8 protein-coding genes are annotated in these 11,611 nt (G+C 69.7%); 3 read left to right on the top strand and 5 right to left on the bottom strand.

What is annotated here, in order from left to right; translation table 11 throughout:
• Nucleotides 1-687, top strand: a complete 687-nt coding sequence (locus FM051_RS45275; RefSeq protein ID WP_202919395.1) for a LuxR C-terminal-related transcriptional regulator — start codon at nucleotides 1-3, stop codon at nucleotides 685-687.
• A gap of 831 nt (nucleotides 688-1,518) precedes the next feature.
• Here FM051_RS45275 and FM051_RS45270 read toward each other — a convergent pair.
• A complete protein-coding gene (locus FM051_RS45270) occupies nucleotides 1,519-1,779 on the bottom strand; it encodes a hypothetical protein (RefSeq protein ID WP_158853336.1) in 261 nt (86 codons plus the stop codon).
• A gap of 453 nt (nucleotides 1,780-2,232) precedes the next feature.
• Between FM051_RS45270 and FM051_RS45265 the strand changes: the two genes are divergently transcribed.
• Nucleotides 2,233-3,447: a vanadium-dependent haloperoxidase gene (locus tag FM051_RS45265; RefSeq protein ID WP_202919394.1), complete on the top strand. Its 1,215-nt coding sequence runs from the start codon at nucleotides 2,233-2,235 to the stop codon at nucleotides 3,445-3,447.
• Between the two features lie 168 nt (nucleotides 3,448-3,615).
• Here the strand turns inward: FM051_RS45265 and FM051_RS45260 are convergent, their stop codons facing one another.
• The 4 genes from FM051_RS45260 to FM051_RS45245 all read right to left on the bottom strand — a co-directional run bounded on the left by FM051_RS45260 (nucleotide 3,616) and on the right by FM051_RS45245 (nucleotide 9,633).
• A complete protein-coding gene (locus tag FM051_RS45260) occupies nucleotides 3,616-4,422 on the bottom strand; it encodes a hypothetical protein (RefSeq protein ID WP_158853332.1) in 807 nt (268 codons plus the stop codon).
• Nucleotides 4,419-4,949 (bottom strand): SigE family RNA polymerase sigma factor, encoded by a 531-nt coding sequence (locus FM051_RS45255; protein WP_158853330.1) that lies wholly within the window; start codon nucleotides 4,947-4,949, stop codon nucleotides 4,419-4,421. The genes FM051_RS45260 and FM051_RS45255 overlap by 4 nt, the downstream gene beginning before the upstream one ends.
• A gap of 178 nt (nucleotides 4,950-5,127) precedes the next feature.
• The gene (locus tag FM051_RS45250) at nucleotides 5,128-7,860 is read right to left on the bottom strand and encodes an RICIN domain-containing protein (RefSeq protein WP_158853328.1); all 2,733 of its coding nucleotides are present in this window, start codon (nucleotides 7,858-7,860) and stop codon (nucleotides 5,128-5,130) included.
• Between the two features lie 279 nt (nucleotides 7,861-8,139).
• Nucleotides 8,140-9,633 carry a non-reducing end alpha-L-arabinofuranosidase family hydrolase gene (locus FM051_RS45245; protein ID WP_158853326.1) on the bottom strand — a complete coding sequence of 498 codons (1,494 nt, stop codon included), beginning with the start codon at nucleotides 9,631-9,633 and terminating at the stop codon, nucleotides 8,140-8,142.
• 653 nt (nucleotides 9,634-10,286) lie between these two features.
• Here FM051_RS45245 and FM051_RS45240 point away from each other — a divergent pair.
• Entirely contained in the window at nucleotides 10,287-11,378 is a 1,092-nt protein-coding gene (locus tag FM051_RS45240) for an RICIN domain-containing protein (RefSeq protein WP_238413136.1), read from the top strand.
• The last annotated feature ends 233 nt before the right edge of the window (nucleotides 11,379-11,611 follow it).

The following is an 11,611-nucleotide window of genomic DNA, read 5'->3' as shown; positions in this document are numbered from 1 at the left end:
GTGGCGGTCGTCGATGACGCGTCGCTGATCCGCGAGTCGTTCGGCCTGCTCATGCCTCGTCTCGGCGTCGTCGCTGCGGTCGCGACCGTCGAGGAGTTGGTGCGCCGTCGCCCCGTGGTCGATGTAGTCCTGCTCGACCTGCACTTGGCGAACCTCGAACAGCAGCCCGACGTCCGGCAGGGCATCGCCGCGATACGCGCGCTGACGGGCTGCGGCTACCGTGTCTGCGTCTACAGCCAGGAGGAGCGCCGCTTCGTCCTTGCGGCGTGCATCGCGGTGGGTGCGAGCGGGGTCGTCTCCAAGGCGCTGCCGGTCGGCCGGGCCGAGCAACTCATCATCGAGGTCGCCTCCGGTGGCACCGTCGTGCCGCAGTCGGTCGTCGGGATACTCGAGGTTCTCGTCCGGCGCGACTGCATCACCCTGCTCAGCGAGCGCCAGCGCCAGCTCCTCCACGGCCGTGCCCGCGGACTGACCTACGCCCAGATTGCCAAGCAACTGTTCGTGAGCGAATCCACGCTGCGTGGCTACTGGCTCGACCTCACCCGGTCGCTGTCCGACTCCTTGCGCAGCCTCACTCCCAGCGAGATCGAACGAGCCCTCGGACTCGCGCCGGGAGACCTCCTGGAATTCTGGTCCGGGGAAGCGACTGACGTGAAGGACTGGTGGCGCGTCGACAGGGGCAGGTGAGTTGATCAAAGGGCTCGGCCCGGCCGCACGTCATTTCCGCTGGCGCACGGATGCGGCGGTGGGGTCCTGTGAATCAGGCGCTCCGGAGCGCCACGTGCTCGGGCCACGGCTCGGACTCGCCGCTTGGTCAGTCTGGCCAGGAGCACGATGCGAGACTCCGGTTCCCCCTGATCCTGACCTCGGTCGTGCCTACGTAATCGGCGACCCACCGGACGTCGTTGTCATGGCGGTCGTAGAGCACACGCACCACCACCTGGATCCTCGGCCACGCCGAGCTCAGCGAGCTCGGCGTGGCCTGGTGCGCGCTCTAGCTGATGCACGACCGGAAGGAGTCCACCCTCAGGGACGGTGGTGCGGCCTGCGAGTGGGTCGGTCCAGGAGCCTCGACGTTGGTCGACCTGCATTGTGACGATGCAGTCGTCGGCGGCGGTCTCGCTGGAGAAGCCAGTGATGGATCCGATGGAGCCGTAGTCGCGGCGGTAACGGACTCTCCAGGTGTTGTCGCCGACTTGTTCGGGCAAGGGCATGGTGGACTCCTGCGCGGTGGTGCGAGGGTCGGGGATGCGATAGGCCCATGAGCACTCCACACGGGACAGAGCGGAAGCGCGGTGGGCAAAGAGCCTTGGTAGCGGACCGGAGCGTGTGGTCCTTTAAGGACTGATTCGCCACCCGTCCGCGGTTCTCCCCCGGCAACCGGGCGTTCCTCGCGGCACTGCTGCACCGACTCCCGACGCAGACGCTCCGTCGGTTTCAACTGCTGGTACGCCCTGGAACAGTGCTGCGCCGGCACAGGAGAACCCTCACTGGGGCTACCGCCGCATCCACGGCGAACTACTCGTACTCGGAATCAAGGTCGCCGCCTCCACCGTCTGACAGATCCTCAAGGACGCCGGGATCGACCCGGCAGCCGAGCGCGCCGCTACCATCCGGTCGACCTTCCTCCGCTCGCAAGCCGACGCCCTGCTCGCCTGCGACTTCTTCGAGACCTCCACCCTGAGCGGTGCCCGCCTGCACGTGCTCGCCGTCATCGAGCACACCAGCCGCAGGATCCGCATCCTCGGCGCCACCGCGCATTAGTTCTACAACACCCACCGACCCCACCAAGGCATCGCCAACGCACGACCACTACACGCGTTGCCACAACCGACCACCGATCAAGCAGCCGTCACCCGGGTCGACATCCGCCGACGACAACGACTGGGCGGCATCCTCCACGAGTACCACCACGCCGCCTGACCTGCACGGACGGCATTTTCGGCAAGCACAGGGCCCGACCTCGTGTTCGATGCGGTCAAGAAGAAGGGCAAGAAATACGGTGTGGGGTGCCGGAAGTCGGCACACAGGCTCTGACCTGCGGACCCGGACCGGCATGACCGGCTCTGGCGGCGTGGTCAGCGGGGGCGCTGCCGGAGGGCGGCGTGGTATTGCGCCTGCCGGACGCCGGGGGATACGTTGCGTAGTGGTGTCGATGCGGTATGGATATGCCTGGGGTTGACGATGGTCATGACGCGCCGCACGGCGGTTTTCGCGGCTCTCGCACTGACAGTGCCGCTCACACTCGCGCCGCCGGCCGTCGCCGATGCGAACGCGTCACCGAACGCGGTCGTCGTGTGGGACATCAACGCGCAGACCGCCATCTGGGACATCGCGCAGCAGGCGCCGCCGCAGGTCGCCGGACGCGGTTTCGCGATGGTCAGCGGCGCGGTCTACGACGCGGTGAACGCGATCGCCGGCACGCCGTACGAGCCCTACCTCGTCGCACCGCGAGCCAACGGACGCGAGTCGACGGACGCCGCCGTCGGCACGGCCGCCTACCGGGTGCTGGACGCCATTTTCCCGGCACAGCAGGAAAGACTGCGCACGCAGTACCACGAGTGGCTCGCCGGCATCCCGGACGGACCGGCGAAGCGCGGCGGCGTCCGGGTCGGCGCCCAGGCAGCCGCCGCGATGATCACGGCACGGCAGAACGACGGCGCCTTCGACCCCCGGCCCTGGACCGTCGGCACCGAGCCGGGTCAGTATCGCCCCACTCCGCCGGGCTTCGAGAACACGGGTGCCTGGGTTGGTTTCCTGAAGCCGTTCGCCATCCGGGACGCGACGATGTTCCGCACCCCCGGGCCGCCGGCGGTCACGAGCCACGCGTACACCCGCGATTTCGACGAGGTCAAGCGCCTGGGCTCGGCGACGAGCACCGTCCGCACCGCGGACCAGACCGATGCGGCGCTCTGGTGGCACGACCGGCGTTCCGTCAGCTGGGGGATGAAGCGCGACCTCGCCGTCACCCAGAGACTCAGCGTGCTGGAGACCGCGCGCTTCTACGCACTGGCGGACTTCACCGGCACAGACGGCGCGATCGCCTGCGCGAACGACAAGGAGTTCTGGCACTTCTGGCGGCCGGTCACCGCCATCCGGTCCGCCGACACCGACGGAAACCCCGCCACCACGGCCGACCCCGAATGGACTCCACTGGTGGTCACCCCGCCGAATCCCGACTACCCCTCCGGCCACACCTGCCGCACCGCCGCGCAGATGACGGCGTACGCGCACTTCTTCGGCCGGGACAGTGTCTCCTTCAGCGCGTTCAGCGTCGACAGCGGCACCACGCGACACTTCGACAGCTTCTCGCAGGCGACCGCCGAAGTCGTCGGAGCACGCATCTGGGCCGGCATCCACTTCCGCTCCGCGGACGTCGACGGCACCGCACTCGGCACGGCCGTCGGCAACCACATCACGAAGCGCTACTTCCAGCCGCGTCGATGACCTGTCGCACGGCTGGTCATCATGCCGTGCCGGCCGACGTGAGTGACAACCGTCCGGGAGTCGAGTCTTGACCCCTGCAAGGCACCCGGCAGTGAACACGCAGCACGCCGCATGACCCCGTCCGGCCTTCGGGGCAAGGCCCGCTTCGGAACATGCCGGGGTGTGTCCTCATCCCGCGGGGGTGAAGTCGCCCCAAACCGCGTGGGGGCCGTCGGGGGCCGTGGCTTGCGCGCCGTAGCTGTCGGCGTGGGCGTCGCGCGTGCCGTTGGGGTGGTTGTACTGGGCGGCGAAGGCGTGCTGTCCGGCCGGCACGGTGCGGCCGGGCTTGAGGTCCCAGCGGTGGACCAGTGTGCCGTCGATCTCCTGCACGGTGATGGTGAAGTCGTCGCCTGGTCCGGTCTGCCACTGGCCGGTGGTCTGCACGCCGCCGGTCTGCGCGATGCGCAGTTCCACGGTGAGCGCGGCGAGCGGCTGGGTGGTGGTGAGGGTGAGTCGGCTCTGGGTCCAGTAGACGTGGCTGTTCGGATCGATCGAGCCCTCCGACGACAGCGGCCCGTCCGAGAGCTGGTCGTCGGAGGGCGAAGCCGACTTCGGATCGCCTGCCGTCGACCGGCCGTCGGTCGTCCGGTCCGACTGACCCTGTGCGGGCGGCGGAGCCGGGCTGTCGGTGGTGCGAGCGGAGTGCGTGGAGCTGGGAGTTCCGCTCGGGGACGTGACGGTGGCACTGGTCGCGCTGTCCGGGTGCGCCGGCGCGGTCTGGACGATGCCGGCGACGGCGAGGCCGGCGGTCGCCAGGATCCCGGCCGCGGCGACGCCGGCGAGCGCCACCTTCGGCCAGGACCGTGCGATGCCGGGCGCCCGGGGGCGGACGGTGGCGCCGGCCATGCCGCGTTCCACGCGTGCCAGCATCCGGCCGCGGTCGGGCTGGTGCGCCTCGGCGGCCTCCCGCAGTTGCCTGCTGATCTCCTCGTTCAACGACTCCTCCTCCCCGCCACCACGTCCCCGGCCGCTTGCACGCCGAGCATGCGTTCCAACTCGGCCAGCCCCTTCGAGGTCTGGCTCTTCACCGCGCCGACCGATATTCCCAGTGCCAGCGCGGTGTCCTTCTCCGACAGGTCGAAGGCGTGGCGGAGGACGACGCAGGCCCGCTTGCGGAACGGCAGCCGGTCCAAGGCCGCCCGCACGTCCACCACGGCGGCCACATCCGGGCCCTGCACCTGCTGCGGACGATGTGACCAGAACAGCGCGACCCGGCGGCGCTCGCGCGTCGCGCTGCGGATTCGTTCCCGCGCCAGGTTCGCGACCACGCCACGGGCGTACGCCAGCGGGTGCTCGGCCTGGCGCAGCCGGTCCCAGCGCTGCCACAGGGCGACCAGGGCGTCCGCGGCCAGGTCGTCGGCGGCATCCGCCTCACCGGTCAGCAGATAGGAGAGACGTGACAGCTCGGCGTAGTGCCGTTGGAAGAAGGCGTGGAACTCCGCCGACGTGTCATCAGGGAGCATGTCTCTCGGCTGCCCTCTCCCTACCCATGCGCCCCTCCGAGGCGGCAACGTACCAGTGGCCGATGGCCACCTCCGAATGCCGGGCGCCCCGCCGGCCCCGCCGTGACCGCAGGCCCTACCGTGACCGCCGGTCGGGCCGGCGCAAGCGCCGGCCCGACGAACACGACGCGCCCGGTGGTCAGGACGGGTCTCCGTACAGCACGCCGCGGCCGTTGGTGCCCACGTAGACCCGGCCGTACACCTCGGGGTCTCCGGTGATGACACCGCCGACGGCTCCGCCGAACTGGTTCCGGTCGTCGTTGATCCTCACCCAGGCGGCGCCGCCGTCGGTGGAGCGGAAGATCCCGGTGACGCCGTTCACCGTGCCGATGAGGTAGAGGGCGTGGTAGCCGGCACCGGGGGCGGCCTTGCCGAAGCCGACGGCGGAGGCTCCCCGCACGCTGCCCAGCTTCTTGAAGCTCACTCCGCCGTCGGTGGAGCGCGAGAGCCCGCTGCCGTCCGCGATCCACAGGTCGCCGGCGTTGCCAGGAGCCGCCTTGAGGCGTCCCCCGGTGAGACCACCGGCGCGGGCGGTGAAGTTCCTGCCGCCGTCGGTGCTGGCGAACAAGGTGCCGCCGCTGAGCGCGTAGAAGGTGCCCGCCGTGGAGCGGTCGGCCACCACGGCTGTGCCCGTGGGCAGGCCGGAGGACGCGGTCCAGGTCTTGCCCCGGTCGGTGGAGACGTAAGGCACCTGCCCCGATGCGGTCCACACCACGGTGCCGCCGTCCGACGAGATCGCCACGGTGCCGCCGCCCGCGGCGCTCACCGGAGCCCCGGCGAACGGCGTCCAGGTGGCGCCGCCGTCGGTGGAGTGGGCACCGCGCTCTTCGCCGCTGTAGCCGACGCGCACCACGATGTTCGGCTTGGCCTGCGCGAAGTCGATGCCGGTGGTGTTGCTGAAGCGTGGCCCGGACGAGGCTGCGGCCGGCACCTTGTTCAGGTCGTCGTGGCGGAATCCGCCGATGTCGCCGAGTGCGCTGATCAGCTCGCCGCCGGGCGGCGCGACCAGGCCGAGGACCGCGGTCTCCTCCAGTCCCTTGACGGGGACCGTCCAGTGCGTGTCGCCACCGCTGTCCGCCGCGGTCACGTCCTTGCTGGCCCACAGACCTGCTCCGGTGCCGTACAGGACGTGCCCGGAGTCGAAGGGGTCGATGGCCAGCGCTCCCATCCAGTGGCCGATCTCGGTGCCGACGTACGGCGCCGCGGAGGCGTCCCGGACGGACGTGTCCCCGAGGGCCTTCCAGGTGGCGCCGCCGTCGGTGGAGCGGTACAGCTCGTCCGAAGGCCACCAGCGGTCGAGGGTGGTGACCATCACCGTGGACGGGCGCTGCGGGTCCACCGCCAGCCCGGCGTAGCCGAAGCCGGTGCCGGGGATCGGCGAGATGTCCTTCCAGGCTCCGCCGGACGGCGTGTGCTTCCACACCGAACCGGCCTTCACCCCGTTCGGGCCGGGTGCGTCGGTGTACGTCACGTACAGCGAACCGTCACCGGACAGGACGCCGTGGTGCGGCAACTGCCCGGTGGGCTGGCCGGGCACGGCCTGCCAGGTGCTGCCGCCGTCGGTGGAGCGGTACAGCGAGGTGGTCTTGTCGGCGGCACCCACGTAGATCGTCTTGCTGCCGGCGGGTCCGAAGGTCACGAAGGACAGGCCGACTCCGCTGCTGCCGCCGTCCTTGACGGGGAAACCGGCGACCTGGCTCCACGTCACGCCGTGGTCGGTGCTGCGCCACAGCCCGTTCTTGCGGGTGCCCAGGTAGAGGGTGCGGTGGTCGGCGGGGTCGATCGCGAGCCGCTCGCCCATGGACCGGCCGTCCTCGTTGCCGCCCAGTTTGAACGGCAGGTCGGTGCGCTGGAACGTCCTGCCCTGGTCGGTGGAGCGCAGGATCGCGCCGTTGCCCGCCCAGTCGTTGGTGTAGGTGCCGGTCGCGAGGTACAGGCGCTCGGGGTCGACCGGGTCGGTCGCCACGCTCTCGATGCCCAGCATGTTCCAGTCCGCGACCCAGTCGGTCAGCGGGACCCACTGGCCGGCCTTGCCGTCCCAGCGGTACGCGCCGCCCATGTCGGTACGCGCGTACAGCAAGCCCTTGCGGTTGGGGTTGAAGACGAAGCCGGTGACGAAGCCACCACCCGCGATCTGGACGTTGCGCCAGGCGTAACCGCCGGAACCGGTCGCCGGCTTGGACGGCGTGGACGGTGCGGCGGACGTGCTGTGGGAGGGCTTCGGCGCGGCGGCGGCCACCGCGGGGGCCGAAGGCGTGGCGACGGTGTCCGCCCTTGCCAGCTTCCACTGCTGGTCGGCGCCGCCCCGGTCGGTGGATTGGACGACCGCCTGGCCGTCGGAGCCGGAGCCGTCGTTCGCGCCCAGGACCAGGCCGCTGCTGCGCGAGACGATCTTCACCGCCCCGTCGCCGACATCGGTGAGCTTCCACTGCTGGGTGTCGGCGCCGGTGTCCGACTGCTGTTCGACGTTGGCCGTCGCCGTGGAGGCACTCGGTACTCCCAGGACCTTCCCGCTGTTGTGGTTGACCAGCTGGTAGTAGCCGCCGTCCACGGGCTTCAACCGCCACTGCTGGCTCGCGGCACTGGCGGCGCGCTTCTCCTGCTGGATCCGGACGCCGTCCGCGTTGTCCGCCCCGGCCACGTCCAGCGCGTTGCCGTTGTGCACGGAGACGAACTGGTAGTAGGCGGAGGCGTCCACCGTCACCGCCTCCGGGTCGTCCTGCATGAACAGCAGATAGGGACTGAGAAACGCCGCCACGCCCACTGCCAGGGCGATCGCCGTCCAGAGCCCGCGGTGGCGCCTGCGTCTGCGCGGCACTGCGCCGCCGCTCCGGCGCACGCGCCGGCCGCCGGTGGACTCGGTCTCACTCATAGCAGCACTCCTTGACTCTGCCGTGCCTCACACGGCTCAGGGCGGCGCCACGCCTCCCGAGCACGCTGCGCGACTCGCAGCAGTCAGGACCGGGCAACCCAGCGTTCGATCGTCTTCGGATCTGCCCACAAGTTGCCGCTGCTCCCGAAAAGGTTTCCGCCGGTCCAAGATTTTTTCGGATCTCGCTGTCGGCCGTGCGACCTCGGGCGCGCGCAGACCGAGACGCCCCTTGCCCAGCGGGCAAGGGGCGTCTCGGTGGGCTTGAACCGGATACCGGTGTCAGCAGGGGGAGTTGGTCTGCGTGAGCAGGCCCATCCGGTAGGGCAGCCGGACGTAGTCCCCGCCGGCGTTGGGGTCGATGCCCTGGTAGACGAATTGCAGTCGGCAGGGGTTGATGGTCAGCGTCTGGTCGTTGTTCGCGCGGATCATCTCGCCGTGGCTGATGTCGTGGCTCCAGGTGCCGTCGGGGAAGGTGACGTTGGCGCGGCCGGCGAACGGTTCGTTCTGGGCGTCGGCGAGCGGGGTCCAGTTGCCGGTGAGGCTGGTGGCGGTGAAGGACCGGAAGTAGCGCCGCCAGTCGGAGCCGATCGCCTCCTGGATCAGCAGGTACTGGTCGCTGCCTGCGAGCTTGTAGACGTTGGTCGCCTCGAACAGGTCGTTCTTGTCGTCGGACATCGCCATCTGGGTGTTGCCGAACCCGTTGGGGAAGTTGCCCACCGAGGTCTGGGCGCGGTAGATGTGGCCGTTGTCGTCGCTGAAGAACAGGTGGCAGTTGGCGCTGTCGCAGATGACCCAGTAGTCGATCCAGGTGCCGTCGCCCTTGTTCTGCTGGACGATGTCCGGCATCTCGGACATGAAGTTGCGCCGCGCCGACCACGACCGCGGGTCGGCCGGGTTGGTGCTGGTCGAGTAGCTCGGCACGGGGGTCTGGTAGACCAGGTACCACAGGTTCTGCGGCGCGAAGTAGAGCACCTGCGGCGCGGCGGCGTACTGGGTCCCGACCGCCGTGGTGTCCAGGTAGGTGTGCGGCGCGGACGCGGCCTGCGACCAGTCGTCGAAGGCGTAGTGCACCAGACCCCATCCGGCCGGGCTGGCCGTGGTGGCGTAGACCTGCCACTGGTTGTTGTAGCGGATGACGGAGAAGTCCTTGACCGCCGCCGCGTCGGGGTGCTGCGCGTCGGGCTTCGGGCCGGCCAGCGGACCGCTGGAGGACCACCGGAACGTCGACGGCAGGGGACCTGTCGAGCCGCCGACGCGGGCGAGCTGCCACTGCTGGTTCGGGCCGCCGTTGTCGGAGTACTGGACGACGCCGGTCCCGTCCGCGCCGGAGAAGCCCGGCACCTCGACGGCCTTGCCGCTGTTGCGGTTGATCAACCGCACGTAGCCGTCAGGGGAGTCGGCCAACCGGAACTGCTGGTTCACGCCACCGTGGTCGCTCCACTGGGTGATGGCGGCGTTGTCGGCCGTCGACCACCCGGACACGTCCAACACCTTGCCCGAGTGCCGCGCCTTGATCCGGTAGTAACCGTCGCCCGAGTCCACGAACTGGAACTGCTGGTTGACGCCGTCGTGTCTGGCCCACTGCGTGACCGCGGCGCCGTCGGCGCTGCTCGCGCCCGCCACGTCCAACGCCTTGCCGCTGTTGCGGTTGACCACCACGTACCACGCGCTCGTGTCCACAGTGGCCGCCTGCGCGGCCGGCGCGCCGGCCGCGACCAGGAAACCGGCCAGCAGGGCGGTGGCCGTGCCGATCACCGTTGTTCGACTGCCCATGTTCACCATTTTCTCTTTCATCGGCCCGAGTGGGCTCGGCGCTGGACGCACCCGAGTTGGAACCGCTGGTTGTGGTGGTCCGGGATGACTCCACGGCGCGATGCGTGCCGTCTGCCGGGCACCCGTGTGCGGGCGAGCCCGGTCAGCGCGACACATCCCCGTCGCAGGCGAGGGACGGTCCTCCGTCACGCCGCGCGGCACGACGGGCGCGCTCAACCGCTGAGCCGGCTAAGAATTCCGTTGCGCACGTGGCTGACATGGGTCTCCCGTCACCGTTGACGTCATGCGCCTGTCCGCTCGAACAGGACACGAGCCGTGGGCCTTCGATCTCGCGCGGTCGACCGCCACTTCGGCTTCCTGACTCGGGTCAGGGGATGTGAACGCTAACAGCGTGGAAGCGCGCCCACAAGGCTGCTAAAAGTATTAGCACCGCTGAAGCGTCTCAAATACGAGCGTCAGGACGCGACGCTGAGTGTTAACGCAAACATTGCGGTTGTCAGGGTCGCATCGCTCGGATCGTGCGTGACCCGGGCGGCGTGACAAGCCACTTGTCGGCCGCGACCGTCTCAAGTGGATTGATTGCTTGACATGACGTTGCGCCCCACCATCCAATGTGGCGCTGACACAGCACTATTACGCAGGCCAAGGAGAACATGATGCAGGCAAGATCGCGGCGGCTCATCGCCTGCGCCGCCGCTTTGATCGCCGCCACGCTGCTGCCCGCCGCACCGGCGGTCGCGGAATCCAACGGTGGAACACGGGTCATGCCGCTGGGCGACTCGATCACCGAGGGGACGCAGGTGCCGGGCGGTTACCGCATCGGGCTGTGGCAGCGGTTCGGGGGCGGGAACTACCGGGTGGACTTCGTCGGCGCGGAGTTCAACGGCCCGGCGTCGTTGGGCGACCACGACCACGAGGGCCACCCGGGCTGGCGCATCGACCAGATCGACGCGAACGTCGTCACCTGGCTGCGCAACACCAACCCGCGTACCGTGCTGCTGCACATCGGCACCAACGACGTGATCCAGGACTTCGACCTGGCCAACGCGCCCGCTCGCCTGTCGGCCCTGGTCGACCGCATCACCGCGACCGTGCCCAACGCCGACGTGTTCGTCGCGACGATCATCCCGTTGGGCGGCGAGTCGCGGGAGTCCGCCGTGCGCGCGTACAACGCCACGATCCCCGGAATGGTGCAGAGCAAGGCCAACGCGGGCAAGCGCGTGCGCCTGGTCGACATGCACGCCGCACTCACCACCGCCGACCTGATCGACGGGGTCCACCCGACCGCCACCGGCTACGACAAGATGGCCGCGACCTGGTACAACGCGCTGCGCGCCGTGCCCGGCAGCATCGGTGATCCCGTGGGCAGGCAGATCGTCGGCGTGCCCTCGGGCCGTTGCACGGACGTTCCGGGAGCGACCACCACCAACGGCACGCAGGTCCAGCTGTGGGACTGCCACGGCGGAACCAACCAGAGCTGGACCTACACCTCGGACCGGCGACTGGTGGTTTACGGCACGAAGTGCCTGGAGGCTTCCGGTTGGGGTTCCGCCAACGGCACACAGGTGGCGATCTGGGACTGCCACGGCGGTGCCAACCAGCAGTGGAACGTCAACGCCGACGGCACGATCACCAACGCGCTGTCCAACCTGTGCCTGGACGCCTCCGGCTTCGGCACCGCCAACGGCACCCAACTGATCCTGTGGTCCTGCACGGGCCAGGCCAACCAGCAGTGGAGGCCCTGACCGCGGTCGGGTGTCGGCGATGCCGGGGCCGCCGAGCGCCGTGACGGCGGGCTGAGCGGCCCCGGATTCGATGTCGACCGCGATGTGCCCCGGGCTGTGTGGATCAGGCGGTCTTCGGGGTGTCGATCGAACGGTATTACGTGGCCGGGGGTGCACGTCGCGTTCGTGTGCGACGTGCACCCCCGGCCGGGGCCGGTGCGCCCGGGGGTCGGGTCCTCCGGTCATCGGTACAC

Origin of the sequence: Saccharothrix deserti (assembly GCF_009769385.1) — a bacterium.
GTDB classification, from domain to species: domain Bacteria; phylum Actinomycetota; class Actinomycetes; order Mycobacteriales; family Pseudonocardiaceae; genus Actinosynnema; species Actinosynnema deserti.
This window is presented reverse-complemented; position numbering and strand designations above follow the sequence as displayed.

What these genes read in the sequence shown, in the direction of transcription:
- FM051_RS45255 (WP_158853330.1), bottom strand. Translation starts at nt 4,949, where the DNA reads ATGCTCCCTGATGACACGTCGGCGGAGTTCCACGCCTTCTTCCAACGG.
- FM051_RS45250 (WP_158853328.1), bottom strand. Translation starts at nt 7,860, where the DNA reads ATGAGTGAGACCGAGTCCACCGGCGGCCGGCGCGTGCGCCGGAGCGGC.
- FM051_RS45245 (WP_158853326.1), bottom strand. Translation starts at nt 9,633, where the DNA reads ATGGGCAGTCGAACAACGGTGATCGGCACGGCCACCGCCCTGCTGGCC.
- FM051_RS45240 (WP_238413136.1), top strand. Translation starts at nt 10,287, where the DNA reads ATGATGCAGGCAAGATCGCGGCGGCTCATCGCCTGCGCCGCCGCTTTG.